This window comes from Lentzea sp. NPDC003310 (assembly GCF_040610935.1).
Lineage (GTDB): Bacteria > Actinomycetota > Actinomycetes > Mycobacteriales > Pseudonocardiaceae > Lentzea.
This window is the reverse complement of sequence record NZ_JBEXNC010000008.1, coordinates 103,456-128,689: the sequence shown is the minus strand read 5'-3', so window position 1 is coordinate 128,689 and position 25,234 is coordinate 103,456. Positions and strand designations below refer to the sequence as shown.

The following is a 25,234-nucleotide window of genomic DNA, read 5'->3' as shown; positions in this document are numbered from 1 at the left end:
GGAACTCGAATCGGAGGAACCTCCGTTTCAGTGTACGACAGAGGTTGGGGAAATCTGATGAGTGAGCGCATCACCACCCCGTTCGGGTTCGGGAGCACGGCTCTCGAGGTCGTCGAGGGCGTCGACCTGTCGGGCCGTCGCGCCGTGGTCACCGGTGGGGCGTCGGGCATCGGCGTCGAGACCGTGCGGGCGCTGGCCGCCGCCGGGGCCGAGGTCACCATCGCGGCGCGCGACCTGGAGGCGGCCCGTCGCGTCGCCGCCGAGGTGTCCGCGTCGACCGGCCGCGAGGCCGTCCTGGTCGCTCCGCTGGAGCTGACCTCGCAGGAGTCGGTGAAGGCCTTCGCCGCGGCGTGGAGCGGCCCGTTGCACCTCCTGATCAACAACGCGGGTGTCATGGCCACCCCGCTCACCCGCACGCCGGAGGGCTGGGAGCTCCAGTTCGCCACGAACCACTTCGGCCACTTCACGCTGACGCTGGGCCTGTTCGACGCGCTGCGCGCCGAGGGTGCCCGCGTCGTGAACGTGAGCTCGGCCGGCCACCTCTCGAGCCCCGTGGCGTTCGACGACATCCACTACGAGCGCCGCGAGTACGACCGCTGGGAGGCCTACGGCCAGTCCAAGACGGCGAACGTCCTGTTCGGCGTGGAGGCGGGCCGCCGCTGGGCGTCCGAGGGCATCACGATGAACGCCCTGATGCCCGGCGGCATCCTGACGGCGCTGCAGCGCCACATCACCCCGGAGGAGCTGGCCGAGCGCCGCCGCCTGCGCGGAGGCGACAGGCCGCTCCAGCTCAAGACCCCGGAACAGGGCGCGGCCACCACGCTGGTGCTCGCCGTGTCCCCCGCCGTGGAGGGCCGCTCGGGCCTCTACTTCGAAGACTGCAACGAGGCACTCCCGCACGCCGAGGGTATGAGCAACGGCCTGGCCGCCTACGCGGCCGACCCCGAGGCCGCCGCCCAGCTGTGGAAGGTCTCCGAGGAAACGCTGAAGGTGCAGGCATGATCACCACAGGATTCGGCTTCGACACAACGGCCCTGCAAGTGGCCGCCACCACCGACCTGACGGGCCGCCGCGCCATCGTCACGGGCGGCGCCTCGGGCATCGGCGTGGAAACCGTCCGAGCCCTGGCCACCGCAGGCGCGGAGGTGACGATCGCGGCCCGCGACCTCGACGCGGCCCAGCGGGTAGCGGCCTCCCTCTCCAGGTCCACCGCGAACAAGCACATCTCGGTGGCCCACCTGGACCTGGCCTCCCAGTCGTCGGTCAAGGCCTTCGCCCGGACCTGGGACGGCCCGCTGCACCTCCTGGTCAACAACGCGGGCGTCATGGCCACCCCGCTCACCCGCACCCAGGAGGGCTGGGAACTCCAGTTCGCCACGAACCACTTCGGCCACTTCACCCTCACCCAGGGCCTCTTCAACTCCCTGAGGGCCGAAGGCGCCAGGGTGGTCAACGTGAGCTCCTCGGCGCACCTGATGAGCGAAGTCGTCTTCGACGACATCCACTACACCCACCGCCCCTACGACCGCTGGCAGGCCTACGGCCAGTCCAAGACGGCGAACATCCTGTTCGGCGTGGAAGCCGGCCGCCGCTGGGCCTCCGAGGGCATCACGATGAACGCCCTGATGCCAGGCAGCATCGCCACCAACCTCCAACGCCACCTCACCAAAGAGGAACTGCAAGACCGCATCCGCCAAAGCGGCGCCACAGCCACCCGCCGAGTGAAAACCCCAGAACAGGGCGCAGCCACCACCCTGGTAGTGGCCGCCAGCCCCGCGCTGGAAGGCATCTCGGGCCGCTACTTCGAAGACTGCAACGAAGCAGCCCCATCAGACGGCACCTCACACCTCAACGGCGTAGCCCCCTACGCCCAAGACCCCGAGGCAGCCGCACACCTGTGGAAGGTCTCCGAAGAAATCCTGTGGTCGCTCCGAGCAGCCTGACCAAGCCCTAACCAAAGCCTTCACAAGCACTACCTCGCAGTCACCCGCGGGCTGGGGCGCCACGGCGCCCCAGCCCGCGCCTGCCAACTCACATCAAGCCCAGCCACACCCCGCCGCCAGCGCAACCTCACGGCCGCGAGCTCAGCCACGCTGTCCAGCGACTAGCACTCCAGTCCGCCCGACCTGGAGGCGTCCAGGCGCGCCGGGAACCCCGCCCGGCCCGTCTCCACCCCCGGGCTCGGCGAGCCCAGCCTTGGCTTCCCGCCGCGCCCGTCACATTTCGTCGCTCCTTCTCCGCCACCCCTTGCTCCGCTGTCCGCCGCCTCGCTCTGCGGCCTCGCCCGCCCCTTGACTCTCGGCCCGGCGAGCCCGAACCCTGCTGCAGCACGCCCGCCTCCCCGCCCGCCTCCCCGCCCGCCACCTCGCGCCGCCGCCCCCGCCCGCCGTCTTCCCCCCCGCCGCGACCTCGCCTTGCTCCGCCAACCGCCGCCTGTCCCGCTCCGCTCCGCTACCTCGCATGCCGCGCCCGCCGCTCCCTGCCCAGCCGCCGCCTCGCTCCATCACACCCACCCACCCCGCTAGAGGTCTGGACCATTTCGTGCTTCAATGACAGCGGGTCGCCGCCTGCGCACGAAAGGTGAGCGAATGTCTGCCCGCACGTTCCCAAGGGCACTGACAGCCCTGCTTCTGCTCATGAGCACCCTCCTCATCCCCACGACCACAGCCCAAGCCGCCGACACCTGCGCCCTCAAACCCCGCCCCGCAGGCAAGGTCCTGCACGGCTACTGGGAGAACTGGGACGGCGCGGCCAACGGCGTGCACCCGCCCTTCGGCTGGACCCCCATCACCGACAGCCGCATCAAGCAGCACGGCTACAACGTCATCAACGCGGCGTTCCCCGTCATCCGGTCCGACGGCACGGTGCTGTGGGAGGACGGCATGGACGCCGGCGTGAAGGTCGCGACGCCCGCCGAGATGTGTGCGGCCAAGGCCGAGGGCGCCACCATCCTGTTGTCGATCGGCGGTGCGGCGGCGGGGATCGACCTGAGTTCTGCGGCGGTGGCCAACCGGTTCGTCGCGACTGTGGTGCCGATCCTGAAGAAGTACAACTTCGACGGGATCGACATCGACATCGAGACCGGGCTGGTGGGCAGCGGCAACATCAACCAGCTTTCGCCGTCGCAGACGAACCTCATCCGCATCATCGACGGCGTGCTGGCCGCCATGCCTGCCGGGTTCGGGCTCACCATGGCGCCGGAGACCGCGTACGTGACCGGTGGCAGTGTCGTGTACGGGTCGATCTGGGGTGCGTACCTGCCGATCATCAAGAAGTACGCGGACAACGGGCGTCTGTGGTGGCTGAACATGCAGTACTACAACGGGTCCATGTACGGGTGTTCCGGTGACAGCTACTCCGCCGGGACGGTGCAGGGGTTCGTGGCGCAGACGCAGTGCCTCAACAAGGGGCTGGTGGTGCAGGGCACCACGATCAAGGTGCCCTACGACAAGCAGGTTCCCGGGTTGCCCGCGCAGCCGGGCGCCGGTGGCGGGTACATGAACCCCACGCTGGTGGGGCAGGCGTGGAACAGCTTCGGTGGTCAGCTCAAGGGGCTCATGACCTGGTCGATCAACTGGGACGGCTCCAAGGGCTGGACGTTCGGCGACAAGGTGAAGTCGTTGCAGGGGCGTTAGAGCACGATGGTGTTCTGCCCGGCGGCGATGCGCCAGCCGTCGTCCTCTTTGGACAGGATGTAGAGCGGTGAGCCCTCGTTCTGGTCGGTGATCGGGGTGCCGTCGGGGCGGATCGGGCGCTGGCGGATCTTGACGGCCGCCACGTCCGGGCGGATGAACAGCACGTGCGCGACCTCGTAGGTGGCGGTCGCCTCCTTCGCGGCGCCGGGCAGGACCTGGCGGGTGAAGGAGGCGATCTCGTCCCTGCCGGTGAGCCGCTTGCCGTGGGCCGTGGTCCAGATGGCGTCGGCGCGGAAGAGATCGATGAACTCTTCTGGCAGTTCGTTCTGCTGCGAGTGCTCGACGGTGGCGACGAGCTGCTCGATCTCTGCGATGTCGGTCATGCGGGAGATCGTCGTAGCTCGACCAAGCTGGAGGTCAAGAGGCAGGCCCGGCCGCGCACCTGGAGGAAGGTGCGCGGCCGGGCACCGGGTCACGTGCGGGGTGCGACCCGGGACTCGTAGGACTTCGGCTGGTACCAGGGGTTGAAGAAGCAGCCGGTGCCGTACTTCTGGTCGTGGCTCGGGCAGGCGTACGAGATGAGGAACGGGTTCGAGCGGACGCCGAACTTCTCCCACGCCGACAACGACTGCATCGCTGCGGCGTACTCCGAGTCGCTGAACGAGCTGTGCGTCGCCTCGGTCGTGTAGGTCTGCACGAGGTTGTACCAGCGGCCCGCCTTCAGCACGGTGTCGCGGTAGGCCGACTCGTGTTCCACGAACGCGGTCGGGTCGCCGATCGCGTGCACCGACAGGACCGGGATGTCGATCTTGCCGGTGAGGTCGCTGTCGTAGGACAGCTGCGCGCGGGCCTCGGGATCGGCGGAGAAGCGTTCGACGCCGGCGTTGAGGGCCGCGTCGTCGTGCGAGCCCTTGTACACGACGCCCGCGTTGCTCCACGGGTTCTTGTCGCCCAGTCGGTTGTGGACGATGTCGCGGAAGGTGAACGTCGCGAAGTTCAGGTGCGAGTTCAGGGTCTCCTCGGGGATCTTCGTGACCGTGAGGATGTCGGTGAGCTTCTGCTGCTGCTCGGGCGTGCGGCTGCCCGCCACGCCGAGGCATTCCTCGATGCGGCTGCGCAGGCCCGCGGTCGTCATCGTCGAGCCGGGACGCAGGCCCTGCCACAGCGGGTACTGCACCTCCGACGGGCGCGGGTGGTTGCCGCAGTAGTACTGGTAGACCACGCGCAGGTCGACGCGGTAGTCGTAGCCGCGCGAGCCGCCCGCCATCACGCCGCTCGTCAGCAGCGCCGCGTCATAACCCTTGTACAGCTCGATGGTCTTCGCCGCGACGTTGCCTCCCCACGACTGGCCGTGGATGTACGTCTTGTGGGGCTTGAGCATCCCGACGACCATCTTGCGCAGGTTGTCGGTGTCCTCGGCCGCCATCCGCGTGCCGTACCCGCCGCGCCGGTAGGAGGTGCCCGCCCACGCGTAGCCCTCCTTGACCATGACGGACCAGCGGTTCAGGTCGTCGCGGGTGCGCTCCGGCGTCGGGTCGCCGAGGTCCGGGCCGCCGTGCGAGTGCACGACGAGCGTCTTGTTCCACTTCTTCGGCACGGCGATCAGGTAGTACGCGCCGTTCGCGTCCCTGCCCTCGTAACAGGTGGTGGTGCCGGCCGGGACGTTCTCCGGGCACGGTGCGGTCGGGGGCAGGTGCACCGGCGACGTGAGACTCGCGGTGAGTGCGAATGCCAGCAGGACGTTCATGGCGGGAATCGTCGGCCCGGCCGGATAAGTGGTCCAGTTCACTCGGACAAACTTGGGATTTCCCTGACGTTACGAGCGAGTCACGCGCGGAAGCGGGCGCTGTTGAGCACGTGGCGCGCCCACGCGTGGTCGGCGGGCGAGTCGTGCACGCACGTCACGACGAGCATCTCGCCGAACCGCGCCACGTGGCCGTGGAACTCGTGCTGCCCCGACGCCGACGTGAGCCACAGCGCGTGCCGCAGCTCGACGCCGTTGCGCTCCAGGAAGCGCTGCTCCGCGGGTACGGAAGGCGCGCCGTCCAGCGCCATCTCCAGGAACCGCTCCGCCGGCGTGCCCTGGGCGCGCCGCACGTCGACGAACACCGCGCGGCCCGGGCCCGCGAACCGCAGGCCCTCCTCCAGCACGTGCGGGGTCAGGCCCGCGGTGCGTTCGATGCTCCAGCGGCCGGGCAGCTTCTGCTGGATCGACACCGGCAGCTCGACCAGGTAGCCGCTCAGCACCTCGTCGCGGTCCCAGACCTGGCCGAGCAACGGGTGCTCCACGTACTCGGGCAGTTCGTCGGGCTCGCCGACCTTGGCCGCGACCGGAGTGCCGCGCAGGCCCTCCCACGGTTTGATGTCGTGCTCGAACGTGCCGGTGAACGACAGCGAGGCGTAGCCGGGGCCGTCCCACACCTCCGCCGCGTGCCGGGCGGCCTCGACCGCCACCCTCATCCACGCGCCGAACCACAGCTCCAGGTCGCCGGTCAGCTCGACGAGCAGCACGCACCGGACGTACGCCGCCTCGTCGGCGAACAGGACGTTGCCGCGTGCCTGCAGCACCGGGTTCCGCACGCCGGTGGGCAGTCCGAGGTCGAGGTCGATCGCGCCCGAGTCGTCGACCTCGGTGCCGCAGCACGGACAGGCCGTCACCCGATGTACCGGACGCTGTTGAGCACGTGCTGCGCCCACGCTCGGTCCACCGGGTAGCGGTGCACGCAGCGCACGGAGATCATCGTGCCGGGGCGCACGACGTGCCCGTGGAACACCTGCTCCTCGTGGCCGTCGATCACCTCGCTGAGCCAGAACGCGTGGCGCAGCTCCGGCCCGTCGTGCGAGACCGAGTGCTCGGCGCTGGCGGGGTAGCCGTCGAGGACCGCGCCCAGGAAGTCGCTCACGCTGCCGCCGGTCAGATCGGCGTAGACGTCCAGGGACACGCGGCGGTCCGGGCTGGAGAACTTGACCGTGCGGCCGTCCACGACGCAACGCATGCCCTCGGTGCGTTCGACGCTCCACACCTCGCCGAGGGTCTCGCGCACCGGCACGGGCAACGGGTGCCGGATGCGGCACAGCACCTCGTCGCGGTCCCACTCGCGGTCGAGCAACGGGTGCGAGGTGTAGTACGGCAGCTCGTCGGTGTTGAGCACGGCGGCCTCCACAGCGACGCCGAACACGTCCCACGGCTTGATGACGTTCGCGAACGTGCCGGAGATCCGCAGGTTCGCGTACTGCTCGTCGTTGTCCCACACGGCGTGCGCGTACATGGCGTCGACTTTGCTGATCCGCGTCCACGCGCCGAACACGATCTCGGTTCCGCCGGTCAGCCGAACCGGGAGCAGGCAACGGATGTAGGAATCCCCGCCCGGACCGACGAGCAGCCCGCCCGTGGGCGCGCCGAGCCGCTCGCCGGGCACCCCGAGCAGTTGCTCCGGACGGTTCAACCTGTAGTCGATGCGGTCCGTAGAGGTGATCTCGGCTCCGCAGCATCCGCATTGGACGGTCATGCGGGCATGCTAGAGCTCCTCGTCGCTCAGCAGTCGAGAGCGCACCAGAAAACGCACTCCCAGTGGTGCCTCCAGCGAGAAACCGCTCCCACGGCCAGGTACGACGTCGATGGTGAGGTGCGTGTGGCTCCAGTACTCGAACTGGGCCGCGGACATCCACACCGGAACGACGAACTCGTCGACCGAGAGATCACCGAGGTGCACGTCGGACGCGCCGGTGCGGAACTCGCCGAGCGGGTAGCACATCGGGGCCGAGCCGTCGCAGCAGCCGCCGGACTGGTGGAACATCAGGTCGCCGTGGTCGGCCCTGAGGCCGCGGAGGACGTCCGCGGCCCCAGGAGTCAGTGCGACGCGGGGCATCAGAAGAAGCCCAGGGCGTTCTGGGAGTAGCTGACGAGCAGGTTCTTGGTCTGCTGGTAGTGGTCGAGCATCATGCGGTGGTTCTCGCGGCCGATGCCGGACTGCTTGTAGCCGCCGAACGCCGCGTGCGCCGGGTAGGCGTGGTAGTTGTTCACCCACACCCGGCCCGCCTGGATGTCGCGGCCCGCGCGGTAGGCGACGGAGCCGTCGCGCGACCACACGCCCGCGCCCAGGCCGTAGAGGGTGTCGTTGGCGGTCTTCATGGCGTCGTCGTAGTCGTTGAAGCGCGCCACGGAGACCACCGGGCCGAAGATCTCCTCCTGGAAGATCCGCATCTTGTTGTCGCCCTCGAACACCGTGGGCGTCACGTAGTAGCCGCCGGACAGCTCGCCGCCGAGGTCGGCGCGCTCGCCGCCGGTCAGCACGCGGGCGCCCTCCTGCTTGCCGATGTCGATGTACGACAGGATCTTCTCGAGCTGGTCGTTGGACGCCTGCGCGCCGATCATCGTCTCGGTGTCGAGCGGGTGGCCCTGCTTGATGGCCTTGGTGCGCTCCACCGCGTCGGCCATGAACTGGTCGTAGATGTCGCTCTGCACCAGCGCCCGCGACGGGCAGGTGCACACCTCGCCCTGGTTGAGCGCGAACATCGTGAAGCCCTCGAGAGCCTTGTCGTAGAAGGCGTCCCGCTGCGCGGCCACGTCGTTGAAGAACACGTTCGGCGACTTGCCGCCGAGCTCCAGCGTGACGGGGATGATGTTCTCGCTGGCGTACTGCATGATCAACCGGCCGGTGGTCGTCTCGCCGGTGAACGCCACCTTCGCGACACGGCGCGAGGACGCGAGCGGCTTGCCCGCCTCGACGCCGAAGCCGTTGACGATGTTGACCACGCCCGGCGGCAGCAGGTCGGCGATCAGCTCCATCAGCACGTGGATCGACGCCGGCGTCTGCTCGGCGGGCTTGAGCACCACCGCGTTGCCCGCCGCGAGCGCGGGGGCGAGCTTCCAGACCGCCATCAGGATCGGGAAGTTCCACGGGATGATCTGGCCGACGACGCCGAGCGGCTCGTGGAAGTGGTACGCGACGAGGTCCTCGTCGATCTGCGAGATGCCGCCCTCCTGGGCGCGGATCGCGCCGGCGAAGTAGCGGAAGTGGTCGATCGCGAGCGGCATGTCGGCCGCCAGCGTCTCGCGGACCGCCTTGCCGTTCTCCCACGTCTCGGCGACGGCGAGCTTCTCGAGGTTCGCCTCCATCCGGTCGGCGATCTTGTTCAGGACGTTGGCGCGGTCGGCGACCGACGTCTTGCCCCACGCGAGGGCGGCGCCGTGGGCCGCGTCCAGCGCGTGCTCGACGTCCTCGGCCGTGCCGCGTGCGATCTCGGTGAAGTCCTCGCCGGTGACCGGGGTGGGGTTGGCGAAGTACTGCCCCTTGGCGGGCGGCACGTACTCGCCTCCGATGAAGTGGTCGTACCGGTCGCGGAACGTGACCACGCTGTCCGGCTGTCCTGGAGCCGCGTACTTCGCCATGCGCCCTGCCTCCCGCGTCGTTGCGAACAGGCGGCGAACGTAGAACCGGCAACGTTTCACGCACGTTGCATCCGATCGGAGTAGTGGCGCGCTTGCCCGTGTGGCGGTACGGCCTGCATCCTGGACCGATGGACCCCGTCGACCTGGGTTCCGCGCGTCCGGTGATCTTCGAGTCGTGGCGGCGGTCCCTCGCCGCGCACGTCGACCCGGACCGGCACGAGGCGCCGGTCGTCCACACGCGCGACGAGATCGCCGACCTGCGCGGGGAGCACCCGCTGGCCGCGACCGTGCCGCTGCTGCAGCACACGCTGTCGATGGATGACACGATCATGATCGTCACCGACACCCGCGGCACGATCCTGTGGTGCGAGGGCGACAACCAGGTCCGGCACACCGCCGAACGCGTCCACCTCACCGAGGGGTCGCGCTGGAGCGAGGACGTCATCGGCACGAACGCGATGGGCACCGCGCTCGCCACCGGCGCGCCCGTCACCGTCCACTCCAGCGAGCACCTGGTGCGCACCTACCACGGCTGGACGTGCGCGGCGAGCCCGATCCACGACCCGCACACGGGCGTGCTGCTCGGCGTCGTCGACGTCAGCGGACCGCTCAAGACCATGCACCCGGCCGTCGCGCAGCTCGTGTCCGCGGCCGCCCGGCTCGCCACGCACCACCTGCGGCAGTTCGCGCCGCGGCAGCACGTGCTCACGCTGGACTTCCTCGGCGGACTGCACGCCGACCTCGACGGCCGCCCGCTCACGCTGACGTTGCGCAACGCCGAGGTCCTCACCGCGCTCGCCCTGCACCCCAAGGGCCTGACGGCGGAACAGCTCGCGTTGTTGCTCTATGGTGAACGAGGGAACCCGACCACGGTCCGCGCGGAGCTGCACAGGCTGCGCGCGCAGCTCGGTGGTGTCCTGTTGACGAGGCCGTACCGGCTCGACGCCGTGGTGCGCGGCGACTTCCTGGACGTGCGGACGGCGCTGCGCTCCGGCGACGCGGGCAAGGCGACCCGGCACTACCAGGGTGATCTGCTGCCCCGGTCGGACGCGCCGGTGATCCGCGAGGAGCGGGTCGACCTCGCCGCCGCGGTGCGCAGGGGCGTGCTGGAGCGGGGAGATCTCGACGCACTGCTCCGGTTCGCGGACAACGGGGACGACGCTGAGGTGCTCGAACGCCTGCACGTCCTGCTCCCGGTGACCGACCCTCGTCACGCGCTCGTCTCCTCGCGCCTGCGAAGGGCGCTGGAATAGGCTTTCCCGCAAGGGGAGGGCGACAGTGAAGCAGTGCATCAACTGCATGACCCGGTTGCCGCGCAAGGACGTCACCGAGGTCGCGTGGTGTGCTTTGTGCGAACCGTGTCTGCGCGTCGTGGCGGACCAGATGAAACCGCTGCACGACGACGCGTCCGTGCGGATCCTGCGGTGCGGGTGGTGCGGCACCGCGCGCTCGTGCGGCACCGGCTGGAGCACGCGGTGCCTGGTGTGCCTGGACGACAGGTCCGTGCCCGACCCGGCGGTGCAGCGGATCGCGCACCGGCTGGAGCTCGACGGCACCTGGCGGGAGAACTCCGAGCTCATCGCCGCGACCACGGTGAAGATCCGGCTCGCCAAGCACTTCCGGCCCGGCGTCACCGTCCTCGCGACGGACGTGCACGGCCTGCCGTGGACCGGGTACCGGTGGCTGACGAGGTCGCACGGCACGTGGGGCCGCGACGACGAGACGGGCGAGGTGCGGCAGCTCAAGCGCGTGCGCGGCGAGTCGGGCCTGCTCTACCTGGTGCGGTACGGGCCGGTGCTCAAGTTCGGGCGCGGGACCGAGGACCGGGTGGGCGGGCACGTCGCGCAGGGCGCGGTACCGGTCCTCGTGCTGTCCGCGCCGAGCCAGCAGGTCGCCGTGGCGAGGGATCGGCTCAAGCGCCTGCACCGCAGCGAGCTGGTGTCGCAGCGGACCCCGGTCGACCTGTTCGCGGTGCTGCCGGACGGCGTCGACGTCACGGACCGGTTCTCGCGGAGTTGATCGCACCCGGACCGGGTAGTCCTGCGGCGTGGACGTCGTCGTGGTCGGTCAGGTGGCGCGGGACCTGGTCCTCGTCGTGGACGAGGTGCCGGGCCCCGGCGGGTCCGCGCCCGTGCGGGAACGCCGGGAGCTGCTGGGCGGCAAGGGCGCGAACATCGCGGTCGGCCTGGCCCAGCTCGGCGCGCCGGTCGCGCTCGTCGGCGTGGTCGGCGACGACGATGTCGGCACGCGGCTGATCGCGAGGGCCGGGGCCGACGGCATCGCCACCGAAAGCGTCGTGCGGCGCCCGAACTGCAGCACGGCGCTGTTCGTGGACGTCGTCGCGGACGGCTGGCGCTACCTGGAGGACGTCCCGGACGGCGCGTTGCTGCGCGAGGACGACCTCCCGCTCGACCTCATCGCGCGGGCGGACACCGTGGTCGTGCAGCTCCAGCAGCCGCCGGAGGTGGCGCTGAAGGCCGCGCGGGCGGCGTCCGGGCGGGTCGTGCTGGACGGCGCGCCCGAACGGCTGCGGGACGAGCTGCTGGCGTGCGCCGACGTGGTCCGCGCCGACCACCGGGAGGCCGAGCTGCTCACCGGCCGGGAGATCGAGAGCGCCGACGACGCGCTGCGGGCCGCGCGCGAGCTGGAGGGCGTCGAACTGGTCGCGTTCGCCGTGGACGGCGTGGGCAACGTGTTCGCGTGGGACGGCGGAGAGCTGGTGCTGCCGCTGGGGGACACCGAGGTGGTGGACACGACCGGCGGCGGGGACGCGTTCGTGGCGGCGCTGACGTTCGCGCTGACCCGTGGCGACGGACCCGAGCGGGCGGCCCGACTGGCGGTGGCGGCCTCCGGGGCGACGGTGTCGCACCCCGGTGGGCGGCCCTGCCTCCGGCTGACCGACGACGGAAGCTCACTGGACGCTGATCAGGCGCGTTATCGTTGAGTCGTCCAGTGAGGGGAGGGGTCCGCGTGCGAGTGCTCGCCGTCGTGCTGTTGCTGCTGCTCTCGGCCGCGCCCGCGCAGGCCGCGACAGGCACGTACCTGCGCGTCGGGCACTTCTCGATGGACCAGGCGCGCGTCGACGCGGTCCTGGACGGGGTCAAGCTCGGCACCCTCGACTACGCCGACCTAGACGACTACCGCCGCGTCGAACCCGGCGACCACGTCGTCGAGTTCCGCATGTCCGAGCCGGGCAGCCCGCTGCTGCGCTCGGTGACGGTGCGGGCGGAGGCCGAGAAGACCTACACCGTCGTCGACATCGCGTCCTCGATGAAGGTGCTCGAGGACGACATCAGCCTGCCGCCGAACGGGCAGGCGCGGCTGCGTGTGATCAACGCCGGGGACGCGGAGACCGACGTGGCGCGCGGCGCCACGACCCCGCACCGCGGTGTGCAGCCCTACTCCACCACCGGGTACGTGCTGGTCCCGCCCGGCGCGGAGCCGCTGGAGGTCCGGCAGCGCGGCAAGGACACCACGACGCTGGACGCGCCGCTCGAACCCGGTGGCGTCTACTCGCTGCTGGTCAACGCGCGGCGGATCGAGCTGCGCACCGACGCCAAGGGCGCCGAGGTCGTCCCGTCGGGCGGGCAGGAGACCGGCTTCGGCGGCATGGCGGGCGGCTGGGACTGGCTCACCGCCCTGGTGATCGCGCTCATCGTGGGCGTGGCGATGTACTCGGTGCGCGGCCGGCTGTTCCGGTTCGGCTGATGGCCAAGGGCAAGCTCCTGATGGGCGTGGCGGTGCTGGTCACGCTGATCTACGTGGTCAAGGGGCCGGGCAGCGACGAGGTGCCCGAACCCGTCACGGTGCTGATCCCGTCGATCGGCGTCGACACGACGCTGGAAGCGCTGAAGGTCGACTCGGCGGGCGCGCTGGAGCCGCCGACCCGTGCGGACCAGGCCGGCTGGTTCGCCAAGGGGATCGCGCCCGGTGACGCCGGTCCGGCCGTGATCGCGGGGCACGTCGACTCGAAGACCGGGCCCGGCGTGTTCTTCCGGCTGCCCGAGCTGCAGCCGGGGGCCGAGGTGCTGGTCGAGCGCGAGGACGGCAGCAAGCTCACGTTCGTCGTCAGCGGCTCGCGCAAGACCGAGAAGGCGGCGTTCCCGACGGCCGAGGTGTACGGGCCGACGCCGCTGTCGGAGCTGCGGCTCGTGACGTGCGGGGGAGAGTTCGACCGGGCTGCGGGCAGCTACCGGGAGAACGTCATCGTGACGGCGGTGCTGAAAGTCTGACGGTCTCGTCCGCCCACCTGTCCAGCAGCACGGCGTCGTGCGAGATCGCGAGCACGCCCGCGCCGGACTCGCGCTGGTAGTCCCGGATCACGCCGACCAGCGCCGCGGTGGTCGAGGCGTCGAGCATCGTCGTCATCTCGTCGCAGATCAGGTACCGCGGGTTCAGCGCGAGCGCGCGGGCGAGGCAGGCGCGTTGCAGCTGGCCGTCGCTGACCTCGTGCGGGCGCCGGCCCAGCAGGTCGTCGGTGAGCATGACCTTCTCGGCCAGCTCGTCCACGCGGTCCGCGCCCGGTTCGGCGATGGCCTGGCGCAGCGTGAACCGCGGGTCGACCGACAGCCGGGGCTGCTGGAACAGCACGCCGATCTTCGTGCGCTGACGGGCCTGGAACCGGTACCCGGTCACCGTCTCGCCGTCGATCTCGACGGTGCCGGCGAACGGCTTGTGCAGCAACGCGAGCACGCGCGCCAAAGTGGACTTCCCGGACCCGCTCGGCCCGGCGAGCCCCACGGTCTGTCCCGGCTGGACGGTCAGGCTGACGTCGGTGATCACCGGGGCGCGGTAGCCCGCGGTGATGCCCAGGCCGGTCAGCACGGGCGGTGGCACGCGACGGCGTGCGGCGAGTCGGTGAGCACGGGGCGGTCCTCGCAGATCGCTGTGGCCTGCTCGCAGCGCGGGGCGAACGCGCAGCCCGCGGGCAGGTCGGTGAGCAGGGGAGGCTGGCCCGGTACCGGCACGAAGTCCCGGTCCGGCAACGCGTTGGCGAGACCTCTCGCGTACGGGTGCTTGGCGTTGTCGAGCACCTCGTGCGACGGTCCGACCTCGACGATCCGGCCCGCGTACATCACCGCGATCCGGTCGGCGACCTGGTGGGCGGCCGCGAGGTCGTGCGTGATCAGCAGGACGGCGTGGCCGTCGTCGACCAGCCGCCGGAACTCGGCCAGCAGCCCGTCCACGAGGTCGCGGTCGAGACCGGTGGTCGGTTCGTCGGCGATCAGCAGCGACGGGTCGCCGACGAGCGCCAGCGCGTTCGCGACCCGCTGCGCCATGCCGCCGGACAGCTCGTGCGGGTAGCGGTCGAGGTGCTCGGGCAGCAGGCCGGCCCGTTCGGCCGCCCGCGCCGCGTCGCCGCCGAGGACCCGCGCGGCCTCCTCCAACTGGGCCCGCGCCGTGCGGACCGGCGTGAGGTGGCTCGCCGGGCTCTGCGGGATCAGGCCGATCCGGCGGCCGCGGATCGTGGTCGCGAGCTCGTGGTCGGACGCCGCGAGCAGGTCCACGTCGCCGAGCCGCGCGCTGCCGGAGGTCTCCGCGTTGCCCGGCAGGAACCCGAGCAGCGCCGAGGCCAGCACGGTCTTGCCGCAGCCGCTCTCGCCGACCAGCGCCACGCACTCGCCGGGCCGCAGCACGAGCGACACGTCGTTCACGGCCTCGACGGTCGCGCCCTGCAGCGCGAACCGCACCGACACCCGGTCGATCTCCAGGTTCACCACGTCAACTCCGTGCGCCGCTTGGGGTTCAGCCGGTCCCGCCACACGCCGCTCACGCCGGACACCGCGAGCGTCGTGACGATCAGCAGCAGGCCGGGAGCGAGCGACATCCACCAGCCGCCGATCAGCAGCGAGCGCTGGGCGTCGTTGATCATGTTGCCGACGCTGGCCGCGTGCGGCGGAAGGCCGAGGCCCAGGAACGACAGCGCCGTCTCGTGCCACACGGCGTGCGGCACCATCAGCGTGGTCGCGAGCAGCACCTGCGGGGCGACGTTCGGCAGCAGGTGCCGGGTCAGCACCTGGAGCCGCGAGGCGCCGCCGACGATCGCCGCGTCGATGAACGGCCTGGTGCGCAACGACAACACCTCGGACCGCACGATCCGGGCGGCGGTGAGCCAGTGCGTCAGCGCGATCGAGATGATCACGGCGTGCAGGCTGGGGCGCAGGATCGCGACGATCACGATGCCCAGCAGCAGGTGTGGCACCGAGGCGATCGCGTCGACCACGCGCATCAGGAGCCGGTCGAACCAGCCGCCGATCGACCCGGCCAGCGCGCCGACCGCCGTGCCGACGACCGCGGAGATCACCGCGGCGACCACGCCGACCGTGAGCGAGACGCGCAGCGCGTAGACGCAGCGCAGCAGCACGTCGCGGCCCAGTTCGTCGGTGCCGAACAGGTGCGCGGCGGACGGCGGCTGATTGGCGATCGCGAGGTCGACGTACTGCTCGTTGAGCTCGACGAAGAGCGGCACCACCAGCACGGTCACCGCGACGAGCCCGAGGACGACCGCCGACGGCAGCAGCCGCCACTTCGGCGACCGCGGCGGCGACGCGGCGGTGAGGCGGCTGCGCGGGGCGGGACGCCAGGTCAGGTCAGCCATCGAGCGCCACCCTCGGGTCGGCCAGTGCGTAGAGGACGTCGGCCAGCAGGTTGCCGACCAGCACCACGCCGGTCGCCATCACGGTCAGCGCGCCGAGCAGGGCGAAGTCGACGTTCAGCGCCGCCTCCACGGTGGCCCGCGCGATGCCGGGCCACGAGAACACCGTCTCCACCAGCAACGCCCCGGTGATCAGCTCGGGCAGCCGGGCGCCGAGCAGCGTGAGGAACGGCAGCAGCGAGGTGCGCAGCGCGTGCCCCGACACCACCAGGTGGTCGGGCAGGCCGCGGGCACGCGCGCCGATCACGTGGTCCTGCGTGAACGACTCCAGCAGGTTCTGCCGCACGAACAGCACGAACCACGGCGCCTGCGAGATCGCCAGCACCGCCACCGGCAGCACCATGTGCACCGCGACGCCGCCGACCGACGGAGGTTCGGAGCCCGTCGTCACGCCCCCGCCGGGCAACCACCGCAGCTGCAACGCGAAGACGTACAGCACCGCGAGGCCGAGCCAGAACACGGGCGCGGCCTCCAGCGCGTAGCACCCGCCGGTGATGCCCCGGTCGAGCCACGAACCCTGGCGCCACGCGGCGAGCGTGCCCAGCAGCAGCCCGAGCACCAGCGCGAGCGTGAAGCCGACCGACACCAGCAGCACCGTCCACCCGAGACGGTCGCCGATCACGGCGGACACGGGTTGCTGCAACGACAGCGAGTCGCCGAGGTCGCCCGCGACGGCGTGCCGCAACCACGCCCAGTACTGCGACACGACCGGTTCGTCGACGCCCCAGTTCTCCCGCAGCTGGGCCACGCGTTCGGGGGAGGCGCCGATGATCCGGACGCCGAAGTAGCGCTCCACCGGGTCGAACGGCGAGGCTTTGGCCAGCACGAACAACGCGAAGCTGACCACCAGCAGCACCGGCACCGCGAACGCGAGCCGCCGCAGCGCGAGCCTGCCGATCTGCTTCCCGCGCGTCACGACTTGGGGGTCCAGCGCTCGAGGTTCCACCACACCGCGTGCACGAGGCCGTGGTCGTGCGGCTCGACCTGGGTCTCCTGGCCGTTCCACTTGTCGCGCAGGACGTAGGTGTGGTCGAGGAACACCAGGAACGCCCAGCCGGGGTCGGCGGCGTACGCGGCCTGGAACTCGTCGTAGGCCTTCTCGCGCGCGACCGGGTCGAGGCTGCGGCGCGCGGTGTCGAGCGCGGTGTCCACAGTGGAGTTTCGGTACAGCGTCATGTTCACGTAGCCGTCCTGGCCCGCGTACCTGCTGTGCAGCAACGTGTAGGCCGCCGTGTCCGGGTCGTACGGGTCGCCGCCGCCCCAGACCGACGCCGCCTCCTTGCGGCGCTGCAGCATGATCTCGAACGTGGTCGCCTCGACGGGCGCGTCGATGCCGAGCTTCGCGATGTCGGACGCCGTGGCGAGCGCGAGCTCCTTGCGCAGCACGTCCGGCGCGGGGTAGAGCACGGGAAGCCGCGCCGGCTGCCCGTCCTTGGCGCGCTTGCCGTCCGCGCCCTTGCGCCAGCCGGCCTCGTCGAGCAGCTTCTCGGCCTGCGCCACGTCGTAGGTGAACGCGGTCTTCTCGTCGTACCAGTCTTTGAGGTACGGCGAGATCGGCGTCGACGCGGGCTTGCCGGAGCCCGCCAGCACAGCGTCGATCATGGCCTGGCGGTTGATGCCGAGGTTGATCGCGCGCCGGACCTGCGGGGACGAGGTGAGCGGCAGCTCGGACGGGATGCCGAGACCGCGGTAGTCCGCGGACGGGTTCTGCACGATCTTGTAACCGGACCTGTCGCGGTAGGTCTGGGCGAGCTTGGGCGGCAGCACCGTGCCGTCGAACTCGCCGGCGGCCATCCGGGTCGCGCGGGCGTTGTCGTCGGGCACGAAGACCACGGTCACGGACTTGATCGCGGGCGCGCCGCCCCAGTACTTCTCGTTGGCCTTCAACACCATCCGGTCGCCCTTGCGCCACGTCTCGACCGTGTACGGACCGGAGCCGACCGGCGCGGTGTTGAAGGGCGCGCTGTTGATGTCCTGGCCGGTCAGCTTCGCCGCGGGCACGATGCCGAGTGCGAGCTGCTGGGCGAACGGGGCGTAGGGGTAGGAGAGCGTGAACTCGACGGTGGCGGGGTCGACGGCCCTGACGTCGGCCAGCGCGTCGAACCGCGAGGCGATCGTCGAGTTCACCTTCTTGTCCACCACGGACTTGTAGGTGAACACGACGTCGTCCGCGGTCAGCGGCGTGCCGTCGGAGAACGTGATGTCCTTGCGCAGCTTGGCGGTCCACTTCAGGCCGTCCGCCGACGCCGACGGCAGCTCCGCGGCCAGCGCGGGCTGCAGGGCCAGCGAGGCGTCCCTGGAGACCAGGCCGTCGAAGATCTTCGCCGCGCCGTCCGGGGCGTACCCGAGCACGGGGTTGAGGTTCTCCGGCTCACTGCCCGCGCCGATGACGATGGACGTGGCCGGTGCGGTCGTCGCGCCGTCGGGTGAGGTGCACCCCGCCAGCAGGACCAGGGCCACCAAAGCCGCTCGACGCATCCAGTTCCTCCCCAGAAGTCCGTGTTGCGGGGAGAAGCTAACAGCAAAGAACTTGCAATAGGCAATACCTGGCATGACTGCGTTCGAGCCGGACTCGTGCCAGCATCAAGGCCATGACCAACGGAGTGCACACCCACGAGCACAGCCACGGTGACACGACTCATACGCATCCCCACGGGGATCACGCGCACGACCACGTCGAGCACGAGCACACCCACACGCACGACGGTGAAACGCACTCGCACACGCACGTGCACGACGCCGGCCACGTGGACGAACACGAGCACGCGCACTGAGATCAGTGTGATTCGCGGGTGACCTCGCTGCCGCTGGAGCCGACCAGGAAGTCCAGGTCGGCTCCGGTGTCGGCGCCCAGCACGTGGTCGACGTAGAGCCGCTGCCAGCCGCGGGACGGGGCCGCGAACGCGCTGGCCATCGCCTCGCTCGGCGTGCGCCGCAAGAAGTCCGGGTCCTCCACGTCGATGCGGCGGTTCGCCACGTCCAGCACGATGACGTCGCCGGTGCGCACGAAGCCGAGCGGACCACCCGCCGCCGCTTCCGGTGCCACGTGCAGGACCACCGTGCCGTAGGCCGTTCCGCTCATCCGCCCGTCGCAGACGCGGACCATGTCGCGCACGCCCTGCTCCAGCAGCTTCTTGGGCAACGGCATGTTCGACACCTCGGGCATGCCGGGGTAGCCGCGGGGGCCGCAGCCGCGCAGCACCAGCACGGAGTCCGCGTCCACGTCGAGGTCCGGGTCGTCGACGCGGGCGTGGAAGTCCTCGATGCTGTCGAACACCACGGCCCTGCCCCGGTGCCGCAGCAGGTGCGGCGACGCGGCCGCCGGTTTGATCAGACATCCTGATGGCGCCAAGTTGCCGCGCAGCACCGCGATCCCGCCCTCGGCGATGATCGGCTCGGCCCGCGGGCGGATCACCTCGGGGTCCCAGATCGGCGCGTCGTCGAGGTGCTCGACCAACGGTCGCCCGGTGACCGCGAGCGCGGTGGGGTCGAGCAGGTCGCGCACCTCCCGCAGCACGGCGAGCAGCCCGCCCGCGCGGTGGAAGTCCTCCATCAGGAACCGGCCGGCGGGCTGGAGGTCCACCAGCAGCGGCACCCCGGAGCCGATCCGGTCGAAGTCGTCGAGCGTCAGGTCGACGCCGAGCCGTCCGGCGATCGCGAGCAGGTGCACCACCGCGTTGGTCGACCCGCCGATCGCCGCGAGCGCCACGATGGCGTTGTGGAAGCCGGCCTTGCCGAGGAACGTGCTCGGCCGCCGGTCCTGCTCGACCAGCTCCACCGCGAGCCGGCCGGTGCCGTGCGCGGCCTCCAGCAACCGGCTGTCCGCCGCCGGGGTGCCCGCCACGCCGGGGACCACGGTGCCGAGCGCCTCGGCGACCAGCGCCATGGTCGACGCGGTGCCCATGGTGTTGCAGTGGCCGCGGCTGCGGATCATCGCCGACTCCGACTTGATGAACGCGTCCTGCGACAACGTGCCCGCGCGCACCTCCTCGGACAGCCGCCACACGTCCGTGCCGCACCCCAGGGGAGTGCCGCGGAACGTGCCGGTGAGCATCGGCCCGCCCGGCAGCACGACCGCCGGCAGGTCGACCGACGCGGCGGCCATCAGCAGCGCCGGGATCGTCTTGTCGCAGCCGCCGAGCAGCACCACGCCGTCGACCGGGTTGGCGCGCAGCATCTCCTCGGCCGCCATCGCGGCCATGTTGCGCCACAGCATCGCGGTGGGGCGGACGTTGGTCTCGCCCAGCGACACTACGGGCAGGTTCAGCGGGATGCCGCCGGCCTCGTACACGCCGTGCGAGACGGACTTGGCGACCTCGTCGAAGTGCGCGTTACACGGCGTGAGGTCCGAGGCGGTGTTGGCGATGGCGATCTGCGGGCGGCGGAACGCGTCGTCCGGTGTGCCGCGGCGCATCCAGGCGCGGTGGATGTAGGCGTTGCGGTCGTCCCCGGCGTACCAGTGCTCGCTGCGTAGTCCCACTGCGCCTCCCTGAGGTCCCTCCCGACCTTAACCACAGGGGAAGGCCGAGCGGCAGGTGTCGCGCGGCCTTGGTGCGGCCGCCGCCCTGCTACATCGGCAGGTCGGGCGGGAGCTGCAACGCGATGGTGATCAGCGAGTGGACCCGGTTCGCGATCACCGAGAGCAGGCCGTGCATCTCCGGCGACGCGGCGTCGGCGGCCTCCTGCAGCGTGCGCAGGTCCGTGTCGATCTGCCCGAGCACCGCCGCGGTGTCGGCCGGACCGGCGGCGAAGGCCCGCGCGATGTCCTCCAGGGGAAGACCGTGGACCTCCAGGCGTTGCACTAGGTGGATGCGCTCCACGTCGTCGGCGCGGTAGAGGCGGTAGTTGCTCGCGGTGCGCTGGGCGGGACTGATCAGGCCCAGCGTCGTGTAGTAGTCGACGGTGCGGATGCTGACGCCCGCACGGGCGGCGAGTTCGCCGATCTTCAGCAGTGCTTCGGACAAAGCGATGACCTCCCGTCCGCAAACCATACAGTGCTACGTGCTACTGTTGGAAACATGCCTGAAGAAGCCGACGTAGACGGCTGTAGTACGTGGCCGGGTGCGCCTTGTTGATCGCATCCGGCTTGCTCGCCATCGTGGCCCTCACCGTGGCCACCGGCTATTTCGTCGCGCAGGAGTTCGCGTACATGGCGGTCGACCGCGGCCGCCTGCAGCAGTTGGCCGAGGGCGGCTCGAAAGCCGCCGAGCGCGCCTACCGCGTGACGCAGAAGCTCTCGTTCATGCTGTCCGGTGCCCAGTTCGGCATCACCGTCACGGCGCTGCTCGTGGGATACGTGGCCGAGCCGCTGCTCGGCACCGGCCTCGGCATCCCCGGCTCGATGGTGATCGCGCTGGTGTTCGCGACCTTCGTGCAGATGGTGCTCGGTGAGCTGCTGCCGAAGAACCTCGCGATCGCGCGGCCGGAGAAGCTCGCGCTGGCCCTGAGCTCCTCGACGCTCGTGTACCTCAAGATCGCCGGTCCGGTGATCCGGTTGTTCGACGCGGCCGCCAACCGGCTGCTGCGCGCGATCGGCATCGAGCCCGTCGAGGAGCTGCCGCAGGGCGCGACGCCGGAGGACTTCAAGCAGATCGTGGAGGACGCGGGGGAGCAGGGTCACCTGGACCCCGAGCTGACCCGGCTGCTGGAGCACGGCATCGGGTTCCGCGAACTGGTCGCCGAGCAGGCGATGACGCCGCGCGTGAACGTCCACACCGTCCGGTTCGACGACCCCGCCGCGCGCGTGGTGTCGTTGCTGGACACCGGGAACTCGCGGTTCCCCGTGGTCGGTGAGGACCTCGACGACCTGCGCGGTGTCGTGGGGCTCGCGGAGGTGCTGACCCTGGAGCCGGAGGAGCGGTCCGCGACGGCGATCGGGAAGATCGCCTCGCCCGCCCTCGTGGTCCCGGCGACGCTGCCGCTGCCCGCGGTGCTCGAGAGGCTGCGCACCGAACGCCGCCAGCTCGCCTGCGTGGTCGACGAGTTCGGCGGGTTCGCCGGCGTGATCTCGCTGGAGGACCTGGCCGAGGAGCTCGTCGGTGAGATCCACGACGAGGACGACCGCGTGCCCGACATGATCGAGAAGGTCGGCGACGACTGGCTCGTGCCCGGCCGCATGAGGCTGGACGAGGTCGAGGACGCCACCGGCGTGGAGCTGCCGGCCGACGACGCCTACGACACGGTCTCCGGCCTGGTGCTGCACCAGCTGGGGCGCGTGGCCGAGGCCGGCGACGAGATCGAGATGGACGGCGTGCGCCTGGTGGTCACCACCGTGGCGCGCAACGTGCCCGACAGGGTGGTGTTGTCCCGATGAGCATCGCCATCTCCGTGGTGCTGCTGGCGTTGAACGGCTTCTTCGTGGCCGCCGAGTTCGCGTTGATCGCGGCGAAGCGGCACCGCCTGGAGCAGGCGGCCGAGACGTCGCGCGCGGCCCGTGCCGCCGTGGCGGGCGTGCGCGAGCTGTCGCTGATGCTCGCGGGCGCCCAGCTCGGCATCACCCTGTGCACCCTGGGTCTGGGCGCGCTGGCCAAGCCGGCCGTCGCGGACCTGCTCGAACCGGCGCTCGCGTGGACCGGCCTGCCGGAGGCGTTCGCGTACGGCATCGCGTTCACGATCAGCCTGGTGCTGGTGGTGTTCCTGCACATGGTCGTCGGCGAGATGGCTCCGAAGTCGTGGGCCATCGCGCACCCCGAGCGGTCCGCGCTGATCCTCGCGCTGCCGTTCCGCGCGTTCGCCCGCTCGGTCCGCTGGCTCCTCAGTGGACTGAACTCGGCGACGAACGGCCTGCTGCGCCTGATGAAGGTCGAGCCGCAGGACGAGCTGGCGCAGGCGCACCGCCCGGACGACCTGCGGATGCTGCTGCGCCAGTCCGCCGAGCACGGCCTCATCCCCGAGGCGCAGCAGCGGTTGCTGACGCGGATGCTGCAGGTGCAGCGCACGACCGTGCGCGAGGTCATGGTGCCGGTCGCGGAGACGTCGACGGTCACCGAGGACGTCACCGCGCGGGAGATCGAGCGGCGCAGCCTCCAGTGTGGACGGTCGCGCTTCCCGGTCGTCGGCGCGGACGGCCGGTACGCGGGGCTCGTGCACATCCGCGAGGCCATGCGCGCCACGGCCCGCGGCGAGGACCCGCCGGCCCGCGAGCTGATGGGCCCGGTGCTGTCGCTGCCCGCGTCGCTGCCGGTGGCTCAGGCCGTGACGCGGATGCGCGAGGAACGCGCGCAGCTCGCCCTCGTCGCGGACGACGGCGACACCGTTGGCATCGCTGCCCTCGAAGACCTCCTCGAAGAGCTGATCGGCGACTTCGAGGACGAAACCGACACCCGTCCGGTCGGCGTCCGCTGACCGGAGTTTCCCAGGGAGGAAACGCACATGTTCAAACGGATGCTCAGCGCCTTCGGCGTCGGCGGCCCGTCGGTCGACACCGTGCTGGACTCGCCGCACGCCGCGCCCGGCCAGCTCGTCACCGGGCAGGTGCGCATCCAGGGCGGCAGCGCGGACGCCGAGATCGGCCAGGTCGTGCTGTCGCTCGTCACCCGCGTCGAGGTCGAGCACGGCGACCACGAGTACGGCGGCGTGTCGGAGTTCCAGCGGGTCGTCGTGCAGCAGGGCGTGCGGGTCGCCGCGGGCCAGCTGCTCGCGATCCCGTTCCAGCTGCCGATCCCGTGGGAGACCCCGATCACCGCGGTCGGCGGCGGCCAGCTGCCCGGCATGACCGTCGGCGTGCGGACCGAGCTCGTGATCGCGGGCGCGCCGGACAAGGGCGACCTCGACCCCGTGCTGGTGCACCCGCTGCCGTCGCAGGACGCGGTGCTGAACGCGTTCGGGCAGCTGGGTTTCTCGTTCCGCAGCGCGGACGTCGAGGCCGGCCGCCTGCACGGCGTGCCGCAGGAGCTCGGTTTCTACCAGGAGATCGAGTTCTTCCCGCCGGCGCAGTTCGCCGGTGCCGTGCAGCAGGTCGAGCTGACGTTCGTGGCGAACCCGCACGAGCTCTACGTGATCCTCGAGGCCGACAAGCGCGGCGGCATGTTCTCGTCGGGCGGTGACGCGTTCGGCCACTTCCGCCTGTCGCACCAGGAGGCGCAGGTCGCGGACTGGGCGTCGTCCATCAACGGCTGGCTCTCCCAGGTGGCGCAGCGCGGTGGCGGCATGTTCGGTCAGCAGCACGGCCACTACGACCAGCACGGCCACCACGGGCACCACGGCCGGGGCGGCATGGGCATGGGCACGGTCGTCGCGGCCGGTGCCGCCGGTGTCGTCGGCGGCATGGTCGTCGGCGAGATGATGGACGACGCGTTCGAGGACTTCGGCGACTTCGGCGGCGAGTGACGTCCCACGACCTGAAGGGAACCGCTGATGGAGTGGATGACGAGCCCCGAGCTGTGGGTCGCGTTCGCCACCTTGCTGCTGCTCGAGATCGTGCTCGGCATCGACAACGTCATCTTCATCTCGATCCTGGCCGGGCGCCTGCCGGAGGAACAGCGGCGCCGGGCCCAGGTCGTGGGCCTCTCGCTGGCCCTCGTCACGCGCCTGCTGCTGCTCGCGTCGCTGGCGTGGGTGATCGGGCTGACGGCGCCGTTGTTCACGGTGTGGGGCCAGGAGATATCAGGGCGTGACCTGATCCTGCTGCTGGGCGGCCTGTTCCTGCTCGGCAAGGCCACCTTCGAGATCCACGAGCAGCTGGAGGGCGCCGACCACGCCAAGGAGCGCAAGGTCGTGTCGTTCGCCGGCGTGATCGCGCAGATCCTGGTGCTGGACATCGTGTTCTCGCTGGACTCGGTGATCACGGCCGTCGGCATGGTCGACGAGCTGGGCATCATGATCGCGGCCGTCGTCGTCGCGATGGTCGTGATGCTGGTCTCCGCCAAGGCGATCTCGGAGTTCGTGAACCGGCACCCGACGGTGAAGATGCTCGCGCTGTCGTTCCTGCTGCTGATCGGTGGCAGCCTGATCGCCGAGGGCTTCGACCAGCACATCCCGAAGGGGTACGTGTACGGACCGATCGCGTTCTCGGTGTTCGTGGAGTTCCTGAACCTGCGGATGCGCGCCCGGCGCACGTCCAAGCCGGTGGAGCTGCACGGCACGTACGTCAAGAACGAGACCGCCAAGAGCGCTGACTGAGTTTGCGTTCCGCCTACCGGGGTAGTCACGCTCTGCGTCAAGCAGTCGGCGTGGCTACCCCGGTTGGACGGAGGGCGACATGTCGGCGCTGGATTACGCACTGAGAGTCACGAGGGAACTCGGCCTGAGCGGTGAGTCGTCGTGCGTCGAGGACGTCAACCCGTTGCGGGTGTACGTCGCGGTGGACGGCCGCCTGCCCGGCAGGTCCGGCGACGTCGCTCTGCTGTGGACCGAGGGCCGCGGGTGGGCCATCGCCGTCGAGGACGGTCCGGAGCTGACCGTGGTGGCGCACCTGGCGGGTGCCGTCGAGCCGCCGCCCCGCACGGTCGCGCGGTGGGTGCGGCGTCAGTTCGCGGAGAGCAGCACGTCGGAGGCGGTGACCTCGGTCTCGCACACCGGGCACGTCGCCTGACCGAAGAAGTACCGGCCTGC

At 70.8% G+C, this 25,234-nt stretch carries 27 protein-coding genes; 14 read left to right on the top strand and 13 right to left on the bottom strand.

The features are described 5' to 3' along the window. The first annotated feature begins 57 nt into the window (after positions 1-57). The 3 genes from ABZX02_RS17765 to ABZX02_RS17755 all read left to right on the top strand — a co-directional run bounded on the left by ABZX02_RS17765 (position 58) and on the right by ABZX02_RS17755 (position 3,635). Positions 58-1,002, top strand: a complete 945-nt coding sequence (locus tag ABZX02_RS17765) for an SDR family NAD(P)-dependent oxidoreductase (protein WP_355299371.1) — start codon at positions 58-60, stop codon at positions 1,000-1,002. Next, positions 999-1,943, top strand: coding sequence for an SDR family NAD(P)-dependent oxidoreductase (locus ABZX02_RS17760; RefSeq protein ID WP_355299369.1), 945 nt, complete (start codon positions 999-1,001; stop codon positions 1,941-1,943). Before ABZX02_RS17765 ends, ABZX02_RS17760 begins: the two co-directional genes overlap by 4 nt. A gap of 693 nt (positions 1,944-2,636) precedes the next feature. Continuing rightward, complete coding sequence (locus ABZX02_RS17755; protein ID WP_355299367.1) at positions 2,637-3,635, top strand: chitinase; 999 nt, start codon at positions 2,637-2,639, stop codon at positions 3,633-3,635. Here ABZX02_RS17755 and ABZX02_RS17750 read toward each other — a convergent pair. From ABZX02_RS17750 to adh, 6 genes are all read right to left on the bottom strand, one after another. Then, on the bottom strand, positions 3,632-4,018 hold the full coding sequence (locus ABZX02_RS17750) for an SgcJ/EcaC family oxidoreductase (protein WP_355299365.1): 387 nt from the start codon (positions 4,016-4,018) through the stop codon (positions 3,632-3,634). The genes ABZX02_RS17755 and ABZX02_RS17750 overlap by 4 nt on opposite strands. Before the next feature lie 89 nt (positions 4,019-4,107). Then, positions 4,108-5,382 carry a hypothetical protein gene (locus ABZX02_RS17745; protein WP_355299364.1) on the bottom strand — a complete coding sequence of 425 codons (1,275 nt, stop codon included), beginning with the start codon at positions 5,380-5,382 and terminating at the stop codon, positions 4,108-4,110. Positions 5,383-5,462: 80 nt separating this feature from the next. Beyond that, complete coding sequence (locus ABZX02_RS17740) at positions 5,463-6,293, bottom strand: hypothetical protein (RefSeq protein ID WP_355299363.1); 831 nt, start codon at positions 6,291-6,293, stop codon at positions 5,463-5,465. Beyond that, on the bottom strand, positions 6,290-7,144 hold the full coding sequence (locus ABZX02_RS17735) for a hypothetical protein (protein WP_355299362.1): 855 nt from the start codon (positions 7,142-7,144) through the stop codon (positions 6,290-6,292). The genes ABZX02_RS17740 and ABZX02_RS17735 overlap by 4 nt, the downstream gene beginning before the upstream one ends. 9 nt (positions 7,145-7,153) lie before the next feature. Next, complete coding sequence (locus ABZX02_RS17730) at positions 7,154-7,507, bottom strand: DUF779 domain-containing protein (RefSeq protein ID WP_355299851.1); 354 nt, start codon at positions 7,505-7,507, stop codon at positions 7,154-7,156. Further along, entirely contained in the window at positions 7,504-9,027 is a 1,524-nt protein-coding gene (adh, locus tag ABZX02_RS17725) for an aldehyde dehydrogenase (RefSeq protein ID WP_355299360.1), read from the bottom strand. The genes ABZX02_RS17730 and adh overlap by 4 nt, the downstream gene beginning before the upstream one ends. 128 nt (positions 9,028-9,155) lie before the next feature. Here adh and ABZX02_RS17720 point away from each other — a divergent pair, with 128 nt between their 5' ends. From ABZX02_RS17720 to ABZX02_RS17700, 5 genes are read left to right on the top strand one after another with little or no spacing between them, the layout of a single operon-like run. Continuing rightward, a complete protein-coding gene (locus ABZX02_RS17720) occupies positions 9,156-10,280 on the top strand; it encodes a GAF domain-containing protein (RefSeq protein WP_355299358.1) in 1,125 nt (374 codons plus the stop codon). A 25-nt stretch (positions 10,281-10,305) separates the two neighbouring features. Further along, positions 10,306-11,046 (top strand): hypothetical protein, encoded by a 741-nt coding sequence (locus tag ABZX02_RS17715; RefSeq protein WP_355299357.1) that lies wholly within the window; start codon positions 10,306-10,308, stop codon positions 11,044-11,046. 28 nt (positions 11,047-11,074) lie between these two features. Continuing rightward, positions 11,075-11,971, top strand: coding sequence for a PfkB family carbohydrate kinase (locus tag ABZX02_RS17710; protein WP_355299355.1), 897 nt, complete (start codon positions 11,075-11,077; stop codon positions 11,969-11,971). 26 nt (positions 11,972-11,997) lie between these two features. After that, positions 11,998-12,735, top strand: coding sequence for a DUF4397 domain-containing protein (locus ABZX02_RS17705; RefSeq protein WP_355299353.1), 738 nt, complete (start codon positions 11,998-12,000; stop codon positions 12,733-12,735). Next, entirely contained in the window at positions 12,735-13,259 is a 525-nt protein-coding gene (locus ABZX02_RS17700; protein WP_355299351.1) for a class F sortase, read from the top strand. Before ABZX02_RS17705 ends, ABZX02_RS17700 begins: the two co-directional genes overlap by 1 nt. Here ABZX02_RS17700 and ABZX02_RS17695 read toward each other — a convergent pair. Genes ABZX02_RS17695 through ABZX02_RS17675 form a run of 5 tightly spaced genes read right to left on the bottom strand, consistent with a single transcriptional unit; the run spans position 13,231 to position 18,160 of the window. Further along, complete coding sequence (locus tag ABZX02_RS17695) at positions 13,231-13,863, bottom strand: ATP-binding cassette domain-containing protein (RefSeq protein ID WP_355299350.1); 633 nt, start codon at positions 13,861-13,863, stop codon at positions 13,231-13,233. The genes ABZX02_RS17700 and ABZX02_RS17695 overlap by 29 nt on opposite strands. Beyond that, positions 13,845-14,747: an ABC transporter ATP-binding protein gene (locus ABZX02_RS17690; protein WP_355299348.1), complete on the bottom strand. Its 903-nt coding sequence runs from the start codon at positions 14,745-14,747 to the stop codon at positions 13,845-13,847. Before ABZX02_RS17690 ends, ABZX02_RS17695 begins: the two co-directional genes overlap by 19 nt. Further along, complete coding sequence (locus tag ABZX02_RS17685) at positions 14,741-15,625, bottom strand: ABC transporter permease (RefSeq protein WP_355299346.1); 885 nt, start codon at positions 15,623-15,625, stop codon at positions 14,741-14,743. Before ABZX02_RS17685 ends, ABZX02_RS17690 begins: the two co-directional genes overlap by 7 nt. Beyond that, positions 15,618-16,598 (bottom strand): ABC transporter permease, encoded by a 981-nt coding sequence (locus ABZX02_RS17680; protein WP_355299344.1) that lies wholly within the window; start codon positions 16,596-16,598, stop codon positions 15,618-15,620. Before ABZX02_RS17680 ends, ABZX02_RS17685 begins: the two co-directional genes overlap by 8 nt. Then, on the bottom strand, positions 16,595-18,160 hold the full coding sequence (locus ABZX02_RS17675; protein WP_355299342.1) for an ABC transporter substrate-binding protein: 1,566 nt from the start codon (positions 18,158-18,160) through the stop codon (positions 16,595-16,597). Before ABZX02_RS17675 ends, ABZX02_RS17680 begins: the two co-directional genes overlap by 4 nt. 113 nt (positions 18,161-18,273) lie before the next feature. Here ABZX02_RS17675 and ABZX02_RS17670 point away from each other — a divergent pair, with 113 nt between their 5' ends. After that, a complete protein-coding gene (locus ABZX02_RS17670) occupies positions 18,274-18,456 on the top strand; it encodes a zinc transporter Slc39a7 (protein ID WP_355299340.1) in 183 nt (60 codons plus the stop codon). A gap of 2 nt (positions 18,457-18,458) precedes the next feature. Here ABZX02_RS17670 and ABZX02_RS17665 read toward each other — a convergent pair whose 3' ends face one another. Then, positions 18,459-20,162: a dihydroxy-acid dehydratase gene (locus ABZX02_RS17665; protein WP_355299338.1), complete on the bottom strand. Its 1,704-nt coding sequence runs from the start codon at positions 20,160-20,162 to the stop codon at positions 18,459-18,461. 88 nt (positions 20,163-20,250) lie between these two features. Beyond that, positions 20,251-20,646, bottom strand: coding sequence for a MerR family transcriptional regulator (locus ABZX02_RS17660; RefSeq protein WP_355299336.1), 396 nt, complete (start codon positions 20,644-20,646; stop codon positions 20,251-20,253). 107 nt (positions 20,647-20,753) lie between these two features. Here ABZX02_RS17660 and ABZX02_RS17655 point away from each other — a divergent pair, with 107 nt between their 5' ends. The 5 genes from ABZX02_RS17655 (at position 20,754) to ABZX02_RS17635 (ending at position 25,214) form a co-directional block, all read left to right on the top strand. Continuing rightward, entirely contained in the window at positions 20,754-21,995 is a 1,242-nt protein-coding gene (locus ABZX02_RS17655; protein ID WP_355299334.1) for a hemolysin family protein, read from the top strand. After that, positions 21,992-23,026, top strand: a complete 1,035-nt coding sequence (locus ABZX02_RS17650) for a hemolysin family protein (RefSeq protein ID WP_355299332.1) — start codon at positions 21,992-21,994, stop codon at positions 23,024-23,026. Before ABZX02_RS17655 ends, ABZX02_RS17650 begins: the two co-directional genes overlap by 4 nt. Before the next feature lie 27 nt (positions 23,027-23,053). Next, entirely contained in the window at positions 23,054-24,010 is a 957-nt protein-coding gene (locus tag ABZX02_RS17645) for a sporulation protein (protein ID WP_355299330.1), read from the top strand. A 27-nt stretch (positions 24,011-24,037) separates the two neighbouring features. Beyond that, positions 24,038-24,802, top strand: coding sequence for a TerC family protein (locus ABZX02_RS17640; protein ID WP_355299328.1), 765 nt, complete (start codon positions 24,038-24,040; stop codon positions 24,800-24,802). A gap of 79 nt (positions 24,803-24,881) precedes the next feature. Beyond that, positions 24,882-25,214 (top strand): DUF6292 family protein, encoded by a 333-nt coding sequence (locus ABZX02_RS17635; protein ID WP_355299326.1) that lies wholly within the window; start codon positions 24,882-24,884, stop codon positions 25,212-25,214. Positions 25,215-25,234 lie beyond the last annotated feature (20 nt).